The sequence below is a fragment of the Mesorhizobium sp. BR115XR7A genome (assembly GCF_020165315.1).
Lineage (GTDB): Bacteria > Pseudomonadota > Alphaproteobacteria > Rhizobiales > Rhizobiaceae > Mesorhizobium > Mesorhizobium australicum.
In genome coordinates, this window is record NZ_JAIUHW010000005.1 from 448,874 (window position 1) to 464,788 (window position 15,915).

General features: G+C 63.9%; 14 protein-coding genes. 2 read left to right on the plus strand and 12 right to left on the minus strand.

Annotated features, from left to right (window positions below; translation table 11 throughout):
* Positions 1-51: 51 nt before the first annotated feature.
* The 4 genes from LB557_RS13995 to uxaC form a co-directional block, all read right to left on the minus strand.
* Positions 52-1,332 carry a TRAP transporter large permease gene (locus LB557_RS13995; protein WP_140822662.1) on the minus strand — a complete coding sequence of 427 codons (1,281 nt, stop codon included), beginning with the start codon at positions 1,330-1,332 and terminating at the stop codon, positions 52-54.
* A gap of 3 nt (positions 1,333-1,335) precedes the next feature.
* Positions 1,336-1,860, minus strand: coding sequence for a TRAP transporter small permease (locus tag LB557_RS14000; protein WP_041163297.1), 525 nt, complete (start codon positions 1,858-1,860; stop codon positions 1,336-1,338).
* 62 nt (positions 1,861-1,922) lie between these two features.
* The gene (locus tag LB557_RS14005; protein WP_140616581.1) at positions 1,923-2,903 is read right to left on the minus strand and encodes a TRAP transporter substrate-binding protein; all 981 of its coding nucleotides are present in this window, start codon (positions 2,901-2,903) and stop codon (positions 1,923-1,925) included.
* Positions 2,904-2,936: 33 nt separating this feature from the next.
* On the minus strand, positions 2,937-4,349 hold the full coding sequence (gene uxaC, locus LB557_RS14010; RefSeq protein WP_181166306.1) for a glucuronate isomerase: 1,413 nt from the start codon (positions 4,347-4,349) through the stop codon (positions 2,937-2,939).
* A 151-nt stretch (positions 4,350-4,500) separates the two neighbouring features.
* Here uxaC and LB557_RS14015 point away from each other — a divergent pair, with 151 nt between their 5' ends.
* A complete protein-coding gene (locus LB557_RS14015) occupies positions 4,501-6,033 on the plus strand; it encodes a mannitol dehydrogenase family protein (RefSeq protein ID WP_224642119.1) in 1,533 nt (510 codons plus the stop codon).
* A 144-nt stretch (positions 6,034-6,177) separates the two neighbouring features.
* Here the strand turns inward: LB557_RS14015 and LB557_RS14020 are convergent, their stop codons facing one another.
* The 8 genes from LB557_RS14020 to LB557_RS14055 all read right to left on the minus strand — a co-directional run bounded on the left by LB557_RS14020 (position 6,178) and on the right by LB557_RS14055 (position 15,048).
* Positions 6,178-6,585: a F0F1 ATP synthase subunit epsilon gene (locus LB557_RS14020; protein ID WP_015315174.1), complete on the minus strand. Its 408-nt coding sequence runs from the start codon at positions 6,583-6,585 to the stop codon at positions 6,178-6,180.
* Between the two features lie 110 nt (positions 6,586-6,695).
* Positions 6,696-8,291 carry a F0F1 ATP synthase subunit beta gene (gene atpD / locus LB557_RS14025; protein WP_181172864.1) on the minus strand — a complete coding sequence of 532 codons (1,596 nt, stop codon included), beginning with the start codon at positions 8,289-8,291 and terminating at the stop codon, positions 6,696-6,698.
* A 70-nt stretch (positions 8,292-8,361) separates the two neighbouring features.
* A complete protein-coding gene (locus LB557_RS14030) occupies positions 8,362-9,246 on the minus strand; it encodes a F0F1 ATP synthase subunit gamma (protein WP_224642117.1) in 885 nt (294 codons plus the stop codon).
* A gap of 46 nt (positions 9,247-9,292) precedes the next feature.
* Positions 9,293-10,822 (minus strand): F0F1 ATP synthase subunit alpha, encoded by a 1,530-nt coding sequence (gene atpA / locus LB557_RS14035; RefSeq protein ID WP_015315171.1) that lies wholly within the window; start codon positions 10,820-10,822, stop codon positions 9,293-9,295.
* A complete protein-coding gene (locus LB557_RS14040) occupies positions 10,822-11,382 on the minus strand; it encodes a F0F1 ATP synthase subunit delta (RefSeq protein WP_224642116.1) in 561 nt (186 codons plus the stop codon). Before LB557_RS14040 ends, atpA begins: the two co-directional genes overlap by 1 nt.
* A gap of 246 nt (positions 11,383-11,628) precedes the next feature.
* On the minus strand, positions 11,629-12,024 hold the full coding sequence (locus tag LB557_RS14045; RefSeq protein WP_015315169.1) for a DUF4345 family protein: 396 nt from the start codon (positions 12,022-12,024) through the stop codon (positions 11,629-11,631).
* Positions 12,025-12,119: 95 nt separating this feature from the next.
* Positions 12,120-12,815: an aspartate/glutamate racemase family protein gene (locus tag LB557_RS14050; RefSeq protein WP_140874697.1), complete on the minus strand. Its 696-nt coding sequence runs from the start codon at positions 12,813-12,815 to the stop codon at positions 12,120-12,122.
* A gap of 49 nt (positions 12,816-12,864) precedes the next feature.
* Complete coding sequence (locus LB557_RS14055; protein ID WP_140719888.1) at positions 12,865-15,048, minus strand: primosomal protein N'; 2,184 nt, start codon at positions 15,046-15,048, stop codon at positions 12,865-12,867.
* Positions 15,049-15,138: 90 nt separating this feature from the next.
* Here LB557_RS14055 and fsa point away from each other — a divergent pair, with 90 nt between their 5' ends.
* Complete coding sequence (fsa, locus tag LB557_RS14060) at positions 15,139-15,795, plus strand: fructose-6-phosphate aldolase (RefSeq protein ID WP_015315164.1); 657 nt, start codon at positions 15,139-15,141, stop codon at positions 15,793-15,795.
* Positions 15,796-15,915 lie beyond the last annotated feature (120 nt).

Sequence of the window (15,915 nt, forward strand, 5' to 3'; positions counted from 1 at the left end):
AAACACAAAGAGTTAGAGCGGTTCAACGATTCTAACGATCGCCGAACCGCTCTAATGGAACAGGCCCGGTAGCCACAATGAGATTTCCGGCACGTAGGTGACAAGCATCAGCACGGCGAAGGCGGCGCCGTAGAATGGCCAGATCGAGCGCATCGCGGTCCAGATCGGAATTCGCCCGATGGCGCAGCTGACGAACAGAACAGCGCCGACCGGTGGCGTGCAAAGCCCGATGCCGAGATTGAGGATGAGGATCACGCCGAAATGCACGGGATCGACCCCATAGGCCATGACGACAGGCAGGAAGATCGGCGTCGTGATGATGATCAGCGGCGACATGTCCATGAAGGTGCCGAGAATGAGCAGGACAACGTTGATCAGCAGCAGGATCACCAGCTTGTTGTCGGACACCGACTGCAGAAAGGCGACCAGTGCCGCCGGTACCCTAAGATAGGCGAGCAACCAGCCGAAGGCCGCCGCGCAGCCGATGATCATCAGCACCATGGCCGTGGTGCGCACCGACGCCGTCGTCGCCGCGACGAAGTCGCCCCAGCTCATCGAGCGGTAGATGATCAGCGTCACCAGGAAGGCGTAGACGATGGCGATGCAGGAACTCTCGGTCGCGGTGAAGACACCGGACCTGACGCCACCGAAGATGATGGCGATCAGGATGAGCCCGGGAATGGCCGCGACAAGCAGTTGCAGGGCCCGGCCGAAGCCGGCGAAGGGCTCCGTCGGATATCCCCGGCGGCTGGCGACCCAATAGGCCGTTGTCATCAGCGACAGCGCCAGCAGCAGACCCGGCAGCACGCCAGCCGTGAACAGGTCGGCGATCGAGATACGGCCGCCGGCGGAGATCGAATAGATGATCATGTTGTGGGACGGTGGAATGAGAAGCGCGATGATGGCCCCGACCGAGGTGATGTTGACGGCATAGTCGACGCCGTAGCCGCGCGCCTTCATCTGCGGGATCATCAGGCCGCCGACCGCCGACGCATCCGCCACCGCCGAGCCGGAGATGCCACCGAACATGGTCGATGCGGCGATGTTGACCTGCCCCAGACCGCCGCGCAAATGACCGACCAGGGAGCCTGCCAGCGCGACCAGCCGCGCGGCGATACCACCGCGCACCATCAGGTCTCCGGCGAAGATGAAGAACGGGATGGCCATCAGCGAAAAGACGCTGACCCCGGAATTCAGCCGCTGGAACACCACGACCGGCGGCAAGCCAAGCGTGAGGATCGTGGCAAAGCTGGCAACGCCGAGGCAGAAGGCGATCGGCGTGCCGATGACCAGCAGGAACACGAAGGTGCCGAAGAGGACGATCAGGGCCATGGTTCACGGCTCCTCGCCGGTTGCATGGATGTCGGCGTCGACGGGCAGGCCGGCAAAGCGCCCGGCCAGCCGTTCCAGCGAAAACAGGCAGACCAGCGCCCCACCCAGGATGACCGGCAGGAAGCTGACGCCGCCCGGCAGGGCAAGTGACGGCATGACCGTGTTCCAGGTCAGCCTGGCCAATTGCACGCCATAGACGATCATGCCGGCGCCGAAGGCCAGCACGACAAGGTCGGAAATGCTGCGCAGTACCGCCTTGGCCGAAACAGGCAGGACATAGAGCAGCACGTCGAAGCCAAGATGGGTGCGTTCGCGCACGCCGACGGCGGCGCCGAGAAAAATGAACCAGCCCATCAGCAGAACCGAGAAGGATTCCGTCCAGCTCGGCGAACGGTTCAACACATAGCGCGAGAAGACCTGCCAGAAGATGATGATCGTCATCAGTGTCAGGCCGGCGCCGCTGATCCAAAGCGCCAGCCTGGCAAGCCCTGACAGGACCCGCTCCGCACCCAGCCAGAATCCTCGCATGGCCGACACGTCCGAAGGCAGCGCGGGGGCCTCCGCGCTGCTCGATCCATTGCCCTTGCTGTTCATTTCTCGGCCTGTATGCGGGCGGCCAGGTCCTTCAGTTCGGGCGTCGACAAGTACTTGTCGTAGACGGGCTTCATCGCGTCGATCAGCGGCTGTTTGTCGATCTCGCTGACCTTGACGCCCGCGGCCTCGACGATGCCGCGCGACTTCTTCTCCTGCGCGTCCCACAGTTCGCGCATCTTGACGACGCTGTCCTTGGCTGCCTGGCGCACGATCGCCTGGTCTTCCGGCGAGAGCTTGTCCCAGCTTGCCTTCGACATGACCAGCACTTCCGGCACGATCTGGTGTTCGTCCATCGTGTAATGCTTGGCCACTTCGTAGTGCTTGGCGGATTCGAAGCTCGGCCAGTTGTTTTCGGCGCCGTCGATGACGCCGGTCTGCAGCGCCGAATAGACTTCGCCATAGGCCATCGGCGTGGCGTTGGCGCCAAGCGCGTTGACCATGTCGACGAACACATCGGACTGGATGACGCGGAACTTCATGCCTTTCATGTCCGCCATCGAGGTAATGTCCTTCTTGGTGTTGTAGAAGGACCGAGCACCGGAATCGTAGAAGGCGAGGCCGACGAGATCATGCGCCTCGAACGCCTTCAGGATCTGGTCGCCGACAGCGCCGTCCATGACGTGGCGCATGTGCTCGACGGAGCGGAACATGTAGGGCAGCGACGGCACGGCGGTCTCCGGCACGATGCCGTTGAACGGTCCCATCGAGACACGGTCGAGGTCGATGACGCCGGCCTGGGTCTGCTCGATCGTGTCCTTCTCCTCGCCGAGCTGCGCCGAGTGATAGACCTCGATCGAATAACGGCCGGCGGTGCGCTGCTTGATCAGGTCGCCCATGTACTTGACCGCCTCGACGGTCGGGTAGCCGTCCGGATGGGTATCCGAGGATCGCAGCACGGTTTCGGCGTTGGCAGCGCCGATCAGCAGCGAACCGATGGCGAATGTCGCCGCCGCCGTCAATTTCGAAAAATGCAACATGACTTCCTCCCTTTGAAAATCGAAACGCCCGGCTCAGAGCCGGTACGCATTCTTGGCAAGCGTGTAGGCAAGCTCCTTCGCGAGTTCATGCGCCTCGTCCTCACGCAGCCTGTGCTCGGCGACGAGACGCGCCAGGAACGCACAGTCGACCCGCCGCGCCACGTCGTGGCGGGCCGGTATCGACGGAAAGGCGCGCGTGTCGTCGTTGAAGCCGACCGTGTTGTAGAAGCCGGCGGTCTCGGTGGTCATCTCGCGGAACCGGCGCATGCCTTCCGGGCTGTCGTGGAACCACCAGGCCGGCCCGAGCTTCAGCGCCGGATAGACGCCGGCCAGCGGCGCCAGTTCGCGCGCGTAGCTGGTTTCATCCAGCGTGAACAGGATGACGGTCAGGTCGCGCTCCAGCCCGACGCAGTCCAGTAATGGCTTCAATGCCGTGACATAGTCGGTCCGGGTCGGGATATCGAAACCCTTGTCCCTGCCGAATTTCTGGAAAGCGGAAGCCGAATGATTGCGCATGGAGCCGGGATGGATCTGCATGACCAGCCCGTCGTCCCGGCTCATCTTGGCCATCTCGGTCAGCATCTGCGCGCGAAACAATTTTCGCTCGCGCTCATCCTGCGAGCCGGCGCGGACCCGGTTGAACAGCTCCTGCGCCGCCGCGTCGGAAAGATTGGCGGTCTCCGCCGTTGGATGACCGTGATCCGACGAAGTCGCGCCGAAGCTCTTGAAGAAGGCGCGCCGCTGGCGATGTGCGTCGAGATAACCGGCCCAGGTCCCGGTGTCGCAGCCGGTGATCTCGCCGAGCCGATCGAGATTGGCCGAAAAGCCTTCAAAATCGGGATCGACGACGGCGTCTGGCCGATAGGCGGTGACGACACGGCCCTCCCAGCCACTGTCGCGGATCATCTGGTGCCATTTGAGATCGTCGAGCGCGCCTTCGGTCGTCGCGATGACCTCGATGTTGAAGCGCTCGAACAGCGCGCGAGGGCGGAAATTCTCCCACTGCAGCAGCGTTGCGATCGTGTCGTAATGGCGGTCGGCGGTCGCGGCGCTCAACGGCTCTTCGATGCCGAACAGATGCGCAAGGACATGGTCGAACCACAATCGGGTCGGCGTGCCACGAAAGAGGTAATAGTGTTCGGCGAACAACCGCCAGATCGCCCTGCCGTCGGTCTCGACGGGCTCACCATCGAGGGTCGGCACGCCGAGAGCCTCCAGCCGCACGCCCTGACTGAACAGCATGCGAAAAATATAGTGGTCCGGCACGATGAGCAGTTGCGCGGGATCGGGGAACGGCTCGTTCAGCGCATACCAGCGCGGGTCGGTATGGCCGTGCGGGCTGATGATGGGCAGGTCCTTGATGCCGGCATAGAGAGCGCGGGCGATCGACAGCGGACGCGCCTCGGCTGAAAACAGCAAATCCGCATTGGTCAGTGCCACGGCCATCCTCCGGCTCCATGGGTAGGATCGGTCAGAAATAATGTCAACATACAAAAATCGGATTGTTGTATGATGACTGCTACGCAAAGCTGAGCATTGTCGGCGGACGCCGTCAGTGTTACCCCGCAAATCGTTCCACGAGATGAGTGCCGAACCGATGACAGACCGCCGCCTTTCCAACCGCACGGCGCAGGCATTGCCGGCCAAGGTCGCCGCGCCTCGATATGATCGTGGCGCAATCACGCCGGGCATCGTGCATCTGGGCGTCGGCGCCTTTCACCGCGCCCACCAGGCCGCTTATATCGATGAATGCCTGGCGGCCGGAGAAACGGACTGGGGCATATCAGGCGTGTCGCTGCGCAGCGCGGAAACGCGCGACGCGCTGGCGCCGCAGGACGGGCTCTACACCTTGGCTGTGCGCGGCAGCGGCGGCGAGAAGCTGCATGTCATCGGCTCGATCGGCTCGCTGCTGGTGGCGCCGGAAGACCCGGAAGCGGTGCTGGCGGTGCTGGCCGATCCGCGTACCCGCATCGTGACGCTGACGATCACCGAGAAAGCCTATTTGCGGGCGGCCGGCGGCGGATTGGACGCAGCGCATGCCGACATCGTCCACGACCTGGCCAATCCGCGAACACCGAAGACGGCGCATGGTTTTCTGACCGAAGCGCTCGCCCGGAGGCGGGGCGCTGGCACCCCGCCCTTTACCGTGCTTTGTTGCGATAACCTGCCGGCCAACGGCGCCACCTTGCACCGGCTGCTGATCGAATTCGCCACACTGCGCGATGCAAGTGCCAGTTCGGCGGGCAATGCCGGAATGGCCGACCACATCGCCAGTCACGTCGCATTTCCCTCAAGCATGGTCGACCGCATTGTGCCAGCCACGACCGACGCCGACAGGGCGCGGATAGCGGGCGAACTTGGTATTGAGGACGCGTGGCCCGTGATGACGGAACCCTTCCGCCAGTGGGTGATCGAGGACGATTTCCCCATGGGCCGTCCCACCTGGGAAAAATTCGGCGTCACCATGGTTGGGGATGTCGCTCCCTTCGAGGACATGAAGCTGAGGCTGCTCAACGGCGCGCATTCGGGCATCGCCTATCTCGGCCTGCTCTGCAGCCACGCGACGGTCGACAGTGCCTTCGCCGATCCGGCGATCCGGCGGTTCGTCGACGCGCTATGGCAAGAGGCCATAACAACATTGCCGGACGACGCCGGCCTCGACCCATCAGCCTATACCGCCGAGCTTGCCGAGCGTTTTTCGAACACGGCACTTGCCCACCGTACGGCGCAGATCGCCAATGACGGCAGCCAGAAACTGCCGCAGCGCATTATCGCCTCGGCTGTCGAGTGCCTCGAAGCCGGCACCGAGCTGGTCCATCTCACGCTGGTGGTGGCTGCCTGGATCGCCGCCTGCGCGGCGCGCGGAAAGACGTTGCCGGAAGGCCATTTCACCGATCCGCTCGATGCGCCGATGACCGCGCTTTTGGACCAGCAGCTGCCGGCGAACGAAACCGCGACGGCGGTGTTTGACATGGCCGGCTTCGCCCGGGATCACGCCGAGCGCCAGACGCTGATCGAGCTCGTGGCCGTCCATCTCGTCCACCTGCGACGAGACGGCCCGACTTTGGCCTTCGCCGCGCTCGGCATAGAAGCCGAAGGACAGCAAGGCGCGAGCGGTACAGAACCTTGATGTCGGCGGCGCAGCGCCCCCTCTGTCCTGCCGACGTCGCGCAACTCCGGCACCGCCGCCACATCAACTCTCACGCCATAATGTCCCGACAAACAAAAAAGCGGGGCAATGCCCCGCTTTCAATCCGTTGTCCCGCGACGCGTTTCAGGCCGGCAGGATCGCGCCTTCCAGCGTGGTGAGCTGGCTAAGGAATTGTTCGGCCTTGCTGCGCGCCTGGTCGTCCTTGGCGTCGGCAGCATCTTCCCTGGCTTCCTGGATGCGGCGGGCGAGATCGGCGCGGTCGACATCCTTCACCGCGACAGCCGATTCCGCCAGCAGCGTGCAGCCGGCCGGGACGATGTCGGCGAAGCCGCCGAACACGACATAGCGTTCTTCGCTGCCCGAGGCGCTCTTCACCGTGACGACACCCGGCTTGATCGTGGTCATGACCGGTGCGTGATGAGCCATGACGGTCATCTCGCCTTCGGCGCCTGGAATGACGACGGATTCGACCTCGGCGGAAACCAGCAGGCGCTCCGGTGAGACCAGTTCGAACTTGAAAGCTTCAGCCATGTCAATTTAGTGAGTAGGGAATAGTGAGTAGGGAGTAGGGCGAGAAAAATTATCCGACTCGCCCAGCTGCTATTCACTACCGACTACTGACTACTCCCTATTCGCTTGATTTACGCCGCTTCTGCCGCGAGGCGCTGTGCCTTCTCGACCGCTTCCTCGATGCCGCCGACCATGTAGAAGGCGGCTTCCGGCAGGTGATCGTAATCGCCGTTGCAAAGGCCCTTGAAGCCCTTGATGGTGTCGGCGAGGTCGACCAGCTTGCCCGGCGCGCCGGTGAACACTTCGGCGACGAAGAACGGCTGCGACAGGAAGCGCTCGATCTTGCGGGCCCGGGCCACGGTCTGCTTGTCCTCTTCCGAGAGCTCGTCCATGCCCAGGATGGCGATGATGTCCTGCAGCGACTTGTAGCGCTGGAGGATCGACTGCACCTGGCGGGCGACGCCATAATGCTCGTCGCCGACGACCAGCGGGTCGAGCATGCGCGAGGTCGAGTCCAGCGGATCGACGGCCGGATAGATGCCCTTCTCGGCGATCGAACGGTTGAGGGTCGTCGTCGCGTCAAGGTGAGCGAACGAGGTCGCCGGCGCCGGATCGGTCAAGTCGTCGGCCGGCACGTAGATCGCCTGCACCGAGGTGATCGAGCCCTTGGTGGTGGTGGTGATGCGTTCCTGCAGCGCGCCCATGTCGGTGGCGAGCGTCGGCTGGTAGCCCACGGCCGACGGGATGCGGCCGAGCAGAGCCGACACTTCGGAACCCGCCTGCGTGAAGCGGAAGATGTTGTCGACGAAGAACAGCACGTCCTGGCCCTGGTCGCGGAAATATTCGGCGACCGTCAGGCCGGTCAGGCCGACACGGGCGCGCGCGCCCGGCGGCTCGTTCATCTGGCCGTACACCAGCGCTGCCTTGGAGCCTTCACCGCCGCCCTTCTTGTTGACGCCGGATTCGATGAACTCGTGATAGAGATCGTTGCCTTCGCGGGTGCGCTCGCCGACGCCGGCGAACACCGAATAGCCGCCATGTGCCTTCGCGATGTTGTTGATCAGTTCCTGGATCAGCACGGTCTTGCCGACGCCGGCGCCGCCGAACAGGCCGATCTTGCCGCCCTTGGCGTAAGGCGCCAAGAGGTCGAGCACCTTGATGCCGGTGATCAGGATCTGGGCTTCCGTCGACTGCTCGACATAGGTCGGAGCCGGCTGATGGATCGAGCGCATTTCGATTGCGTCGACCGGGCCTTCTTCGTCGACCGGCTCGCCGATGACGTTGATGATGCGGCCGAGCATGCCCGGGCCGACCGGCACGGTGATCGGAGCGCCGGTGTCGCGCACTTCCTGGCCGCGCACCAGGCCTTCGGTGGAGTCCATGGCAATGCAGCGCACGGTGTTTTCACCCAGATGCTGGGCCACTTCGAGCACCAGGCGGTTGCCGACATTGGTCGTCTCGAGCGCATTCAGGATCGCCGGCAGGTGATCGCCGAACTGCACGTCGACAACGGCGCCGATGACCTGGCGAACCTTGCCGACAACGCCGGTGGCTTTCGTGGCCACGGCCTGCGTCTTGGCGGCCACGGCCTTGGCCGGCGCCGCTGCTGCCTTGGCCGGAGCAGCCTTTGCCGCCGCTGCCGGAGCCCTGGCCGCTTTCACGGGGGCTGCTGCCTTGGCGGCTGCCGCCTTCGGAGTTGCCTTCTGGGGGGTCGCTGCTTTCGCCATCGTCTTTACCCTTTTCGTCCTTTGTTTCTCACGCGGTCCGGTTCGCGGGACAGTCACCCGCGGACCGCGCCTAGAGCGCCTCGGCGCCCGAAATGATTTCGATCAGTTCCTTGGTGATCTGCGCCTGCCGCTGGCGGTTGTAGGTGATCGACAGCTTGTTGATCATCTCGCCGGCGTTGCGCGTCGCATTGTCCATGGCGCTCATCTTGGCGCCCATTTCGCCGGCAGCGTTTTCGAGCAGCGCCCGGAAAACCTGCACGGAGATGTTGCGCGGGATGAGGTCGGAGAGGATTTCGCCCGGCTCCGGCTCATATTCATAGACGGCGCTGCCGCCATCCACCGCCGCGGCTGGAGCCGAAGCGGCGCTGGCCGGGATGATCTGCTGCGCGGTCGGGATCTGGCTGATCACCGACCTGAACTGCGAATAGAACAGCGTGCAGATGTCGAAGGCGCCCTCGTTGAAGAGATGGATGACCTTCTTGGCGATCGCGTCGGCATTGACGAAGCCGAGCGTCTTGACCTCGCGCAGATCGACACGGTCGATGATCATCGATGCATAGTCGCGGCGCAGGATGTCGAAGCCCTTCTTGCCGACGCAGATGATCTTGACCTGCTTGCCGTCGGTCAGAAGCCGGCGGATGTGATCGCGGGCAAGACGGGCGATCTGCGAATTGAAGCCGCCGCACAGGCCGCGCTCGGCGGTGCAGACCACGAGCAGATGCACGGCGTCCTTGCCGGTGCCCGTCATCAGCGCCGGGGCATCGCCGCCACCGCCGATCGCCTGGGTGATGTTGGCCAGCACGGAACCCATGCGCTCCGAATAGGGGCGCGCCGCTTCCGCCGCCTCTTGCGCACGGCGCAGCTTCGCCGCGGCGACCATCTGCATCGCCTTGGTGATCTTCTGCGTCGCCTTGACCGAGGCGATACGGTTACGAAGGTCTTTTAATGAAGGCATGCTTCAAACCTGATCCCGTCTTGTCTCATCCGGACTGGCGCTTCGCTTAGGCGAAGGTCTTGGCGAAGGCGTCGATCTCGGCCTTGAGCTTGGCGCGCAGATCGTCCGAAAGCGCCTTTTCCTTGCGGATGGCGTCGAGAACGTCCTTGCCCGCCGCACGCATGTGGCTGAGCAGGCCGTGCTCGAACTTGCCGACCTGGTTGACCGGCAGCTTGTCGAGATAGCCGTTGACGCCGGCAAAGATCACCGCGACCTGCTCTTCCGTCTTCAGCGGCGAGAACTGCGGCTGCTTCAGGAGTTCGGTCAGGCGCGATCCGCGGTTGAGCAGGCGCTGCGTGGCGGCGTCGAGATCCGAGCCGAACTGCGCGAAGGCAGCCATTTCGCGGTACTGCGCGAGCTCGCCCTTGATCGAGCCGGCGACCTGCTTCATCGCCTTGATCTGCGCGGCCGAGCCCACGCGGCTGACCGACAGGCCGACGTTGACGGCCGGACGGATGCCCTGGAAGAACAGGTTGGTTTCGAGGAAGATCTGGCCGTCGGTGATCGAGATCACGTTGGTCGGGATATAGGCCGACACGTCGTTGGCCTGCGTCTCGATGATCGGCAGGGCGGTCAGCGATCCGCCGCCCAGATCGTCGTTGAGCTTGGCAGCGCGCTCGAGCAGGCGCGAGTGCAGGTAGAAGACGTCGCCGGGATAGGCTTCGCGGCCCGGCGGGCGGCGCAGCAACAGCGACATCTGGCGATAGGCGACGGCCTGCTTCGACAGATCGTCATAGCTGATCAGCGCATGCATGCCGTTGTCGCGGAAATATTCGCCCATGGTGCAGCCGGCGAACGGCGCCAGGAACTGCATCGGCGCCGGGTCGGAAGCGGTGGCGGCGATGATGATCGAGTATTCGAGCGCGCCGCGCTCTTCCAGAACCTTGACGAACTGCGCGACGGTCGAACGCTTCTGGCCGACGGCGACGTAGACGCAGTAGAGCTTTTCCTTTTCCGGGCCGTTGTCGTGCACCGACTTCTGGTTGAGCATTGTGTCGAGGATGATGGCGGTCTTGCCGGTCTGGCGGTCACCGATGACCAGCTCGCGCTGGCCGCGGCCGACCGGGATCAGCGCGTCGATGGCCTTGAGGCCGGTCGACATCGGCTCGTTGACCGATTTGCGCGGAATGATGCCCGGCGCCTTGACGTCGACACGCTTGCGTTCGGTCGCCTTGATCGGGCCCTTGCCGTCGATCGGGTTGCCGAGCGCGTCGACGACGCGGCCGAGCAGGCCGGGGCCGACGGGAACGTCGACGATGGCGCCGGTGCGCTTGACGATGTCGCCTTCCTTGATGTCGCGGTCGGCGCCGAAGATGACGACGCCGACATTGTCGGCTTCGAGGTTGAGCGCCATGCCGCGGATGCCGCCGGGGAACTCGACCATTTCGCCGGCCTGGACATTGTCGAGGCCATAGACGCGGGCGATACCGTCACCGACGGACAGCACCTGTCCGACTTCGGAGACCTCGGCCTCCTTGCCGAAATTCTTGATCTGGTCTTTCAGAATTGCGGAAATTTCCGCGGCGCGGATGTCCATCAGCCGACCTCTTTCAGTGCAAGCTTGAGCGAATTGAGTTTGGTTTTGAGCGACGTATCGATCTGGCGCGAGCCCATCTTGACCACCAGCCCGCCGAGCAGCGACGGATCGACGGTGACGGAAATGGTCACGTCCTTGCCGGCAACGCCCTTCAGCGCCGCCTTGAGTTCGGTCTGCTGGGCCGCGGTCAGCTCATGAGCCGACGTCACGTCGGCGGCAGCCTCGCCACGGTGTTCAGCGGCGATCTGGCGGAACGCCTTGATCATGCCGGGCACCGCGAACAGGCGGCGGTTCTTGGCGACGACGCGCAGGAAATTGCCGGTCAGGCCGGTGATGCCGGCCTTGTCGACGATCGCCCCGATGGCCTTGGCCTGGTCCTCGCTGGAGAATACCGGGCTGTTGATCAGCCGGGTCAGGTCGGCACTGCCCGCGAGCATGGCCTCGAAACTGGTGAGGTCGGCCTCGACCTTGGCCACGGAATTTGCCTGCGATGCCAGTTCGAACAGCGAACCGGCATAGCGTTCTGCGACACCTGAGATTGGCGATGACGATTGAGCCACGGACCGTCTTTTCTCTTGTCTGACAGGCCGCAGATTGTTGGCGCGAGCAAAAACTCTGGCTAAATCTTTGACCTTACTGCATTTTTCCAAGCACGGAGGCGCGGCTTCCGCTATCCCCGGCCGAAAGTCGATTGCCGTCTAGCACAGGCATTTTAAGACCGCAATGCGTCGTTCCGCATGGTTTTCAGGCACTATTGTCGCATCCGGCGAAAGATCAGCGTCCTGCGCGCCTGAATACCCCAGGATTCAGGGCACAAAGCCGAAGGCAAAGGCGAGCGGCAAGGCCGCGAGCGCCAATTCCACCACAATGGAAACCCAATTGAAAGGTGTATTGGCGCCATCCGACATCATCGACAGCAGCCGGCCGAATGCGGTGAACAGCCAGGAAAATCCGAGAGCCATGTAGACCAGGGGCTGCGCGAGCAGGATGCAGCACAGGCCGACTCCGAGATAGAAGCCCGACATGCGGCCGCGCCCCTCGGCGATCGCCGCCGCCTTCTCGGGTTTCGCCTGCAGGCGCAGGATACGGAACGCCAGCCCCGGCGCCAGGAAAAACAGAAGACCGAGCAGCACGGTGAAGGCCGCGCTTGACCAGGCCAGCCATTCGCCCTGGCTCGTCGGCCATGGAAGCGCAAAATCCATCGTGTCCCTCGAAATGCCTGTTTTGAAAATCGCCGACATTCTAGCGAAGGAAAGAACCGGCGCCAGATGGCTTCAGCCACTTTAGGAGACGCGCATCAACCGAGTGCGAATTCCACCGCCGCCCCGGCATGGATGCGCGTCGTGTCGAAAACCGGGATGTCGAAATCATCCTGGCCGATGAGCATGGTGATCTCGGTGCAGCCCATGATCAGGCTGTCGGCGGCTTCGTCGCGGCGCAAGCGGTTTGCCTCGGCGACATAGGCCGCCTTCGAGGCTTCGGTGACGATGCCCTGACAGAGTTCCTCGTAGATGACGCGATGCACCATGTCGCGCCCGGCCGAATCCGGCACCACTGGCGACAGGCCATATTTGTCGGCAAGCCGGCCCTTGTAGAAGTCCTGCTCCATGGTGAAGCGCGTTGCCAGCAGCGCCGGCCGCCGCAGGCCGGCCTGCCTGACCGTGGCCGCGGTGGCGTCGGCGATATGGATCAGCGGGATCGACACAGCCGCCTGCACCTGGTCGGCCAGTCTGTGCATGGTGTTGGTGCACAGAAGCAGGCCCTCCGCACCGCCGGCCTCAAGTTTGTGTGCGGCATCGATCAGCAGCGCACCGGCACCGTCCCAGTCGCCATCATGCTGCCGTTCGGCGATCTCGGCGAAATCGAACGACCAGAGCAGCAGCCTCGCCGAATGCAGACCGCCCAGCCGCTCGCGCACGATCTCGTTGAGCAGGCGGTAGTAGATGGCGGTCGATTCCCAGCTCATGCCGCCGAGCAGGCCGAGGGTTTTCATGAGATCTTCCGTTTCTCTCGTCGAGGCAGCTGTAGCTGAATTTGTGTTCCTACAAAAAGCTCTGCGGGTCGATGTCCACCTGCACCCGAACCGAGCCGCGCTGTTTCGGCCCGTTGGCCAGCATGGTGCGGATGAAGCTCTGCATGTCGGCGCGCCGTTCGCCCTGGATCAGCAGGCGGAAGCGGTGGCGACCGCCGAGCAACGATAATGGCGCTTCCGCCGGCCCGAGCACGAACAGATCCGGCGCCTCCGGTGCGGAGCGGCGCAGGCCGCGTGCATGGCCTTCCGCTTCCGCCCGCGTCACCGCGCTGACGATGACGCCTGCCAGCCGGCCGAAGGGCGGCAAGGCAGCGCGTTCGCGCTCTGAAATCTCGCGCTGGTAGAAAGACTCGGCATCGCCGGAGACGATCGCCCGCATCACCGGATGGTCGGGCTGGAAGGTCTGCAGCAGGCCAAGGCTCTTCTTGCCGGTGCGGCCGGCACGGCCGGTCACCTGGCTGAGCAGCTGGAAGGTGCGCTCGGCGGCGCGCGGATCGCCATTGGCAAGGCCCAGATCGGCATCGACGACGCCGACCAGCGTCATGTTCGGGAAATTATGACCCTTGGCGACCAGTTGCGTGCCGATGACGATATCGGCCTCGCCGTTGGCGATAGCCTCCAGTTCCAGCCGCAACCGTCGTACACCCCCCATTATATCCGACGACAGCACGATGGTACGCGCGTCCGGGAAATGCGTGACGACCTCTTCGGCGATGCGCTCGACCCCCGGCCCGCAAGCGACCAGGTGGTCGAGCGTGCCGCATTCGGGGCAGGCTTCCGGACGGCGCTCATTGTGACCGCAATGATGACACACCAACTGGCCGCGAAAACGGTGCTCGACCAGCCAGGCCGAGCACACCGGGCAGCCGAAACGGTGGCCGCAGACCCGGCACAGCGTCAGCGGCGCATAGCCGCGCCGGTTGAGGAACAGCAGCGACTGTTCCTGCTTCTCCAGCGTCTTGCGCATATGGTCGATCAGCACCGGCGACAGGAAGCCGCCACGGGCCGGCGGCGCGCGGCGCATGTCGATCGACTTGAGATCGGGAAGTGCCGCCTCAGCGAAGCGGGCGGAAAGAACAGCCCTGGCATAGCGGCCCTGGCTTGCGTTGACCCGGCTTTCGACCGACGGCGTCGCCGACGCCAGCACCACCGGAAAGCCGCCAATATGCCCGCGCACGACAGCCATGTCGCGCGCATTATAGAAGACACGGTCTTCCTGCTTGTAGGCCGGGTCGTGCTCCTCGTCGACCACGATCAGGCCAAGTTCCTTGAACGGCAGGAACAGCGCCGAGCGTGCGCCGGCGACGACACGCACGCCCCCTTCCGCCACTTGCCGCCAGACTTTTTCGCGCATCCTGGGCGGCAGATCGGAATGCCATTCCCCCGGCTTGGCACCGAAGCGCTGCTGGAAGCGTTCGAGGAAAGCATGCGTCAGCGCGATTTCGGGCAGCAGGATCAGCACCTGTTTTCCCTGATCGAGCGCGGCCGCCACCGCCTCGAAATAGACCTCCGTCTTGCCGGACCCGGTGACGCCGTCGAGCAGCGCGACATTGAACGCACCGGTCGCGACATTGGCGCGCAGCATCGACGCGGCGTCGTTCTGGTCCGGCATCAGGTCCGGCACGGCATAGCTTGGGTCGGGTGCGGCCACCACCGGGCGCGGCGGGATCATCACCGTTTCGAACACGCCTTGCGCTTTCAGCCCCTCGATCACCGTCGACGACACGCCGGCGGCATGCGCCAGCCCGGAGCGCGTCCAAGCCAGCCCGCCTTCGGCTGTCTCCAGCACCCGCGTCCTCGCATCCGTCATCCGATCGGGCATGACGAGCGTCCGCTGCAGCCCTTCGATCCAGGGTTCGGGATCGAAAGCTTCCGGCGCACGCAACAGCATTCGCGCCACCATGCCCGGCGCCGACAGCGTGTATTGCGCCACCCAGTCGACGAAGCGGCGCATGGCGCGGTCGATCGGCGGACAGTCGAAAACCTGTTCGATCGGGCGCAATTTCCTGGCATCGACCTGCTCGATCACGCCGTCCCAGACGATACCCGCGACCTGGCGCGGCCCGAGCGGCACGCGCACGATCGAACCCGGCACCACCCGCATGCCGTCCGGCACGGCATAGGTGTAGGGGCGTTCGGCCGGCATCGGCACCAGCACCGGTGCGGCTGCGACAAAGGGCGAATCTTCGATCATGAGGCGTGACCTTGCCCCGACTTTGCTCTAGATCAAAGGGCAACGCTGAACGTGCCTTCGCAGGCGCCACGAAATCGTCAGGAGACCGCCATGAAATTTTTTGCCGACACAGCCGATATCAAGGAAATCCGTGAACTGATCGATCTGGGGTTGCTCGACGGCGTCACCACCAACCCGTCGCTGATCCTGAAATCGGGCGGCAAAATCGCCGAGGTCACCAAGCAGATCTGCGACATCGTCGAAGGCCCGGTTTCCGCGGAAGTCGTGGCGACCGAATACAAGCAGATGATGGCCGAGGCCGAGGTGCTGGCCAAGATCGCGCCGAATGTCGCCATCAAGGTGCCGTTGACGCTGGACGGATTGAAGGCCTGCAAGACGATCCGCACCGAGATGAACCGCATGGTCAACGTCACCTTGTGCTTCTCGGCCAACCAGGCGCTGCTCGCCGCCAAGGCAGGCGCCTCCTTCATCTCGCCCTTCGTCGGCCGCATCGACGATACCGGTTCTGACGGCATGGAAGTGATCCAGGAGATCCGTCAGATCTACGACAATTACGATTTCCAGACCGAGATCCTGACCGCTTCCGTGCGCACAGTGAACCACGTGAAGCAGGCGGCGCTCATCGGCGCCGATATCGTCACCGCGCCACCCGCGACCCTGAAGGCGCTGGTCAATCACCCGCTGACCGACAAGGGCCTTGCCGCCTTCCTCGCCGACTGGGCAAAGACCGGCCAGAAAATCGGCTGAGCGAGCTTATGCCCGATACGAAAAAAGGCCGGGCAACCGGCCTTCAGACTGCTGACAAACCCCGTCAATTTTGGCGGGTTTTGTTTTTATGGTTTGAATGGGCTGGTTATTTCGGTGTCG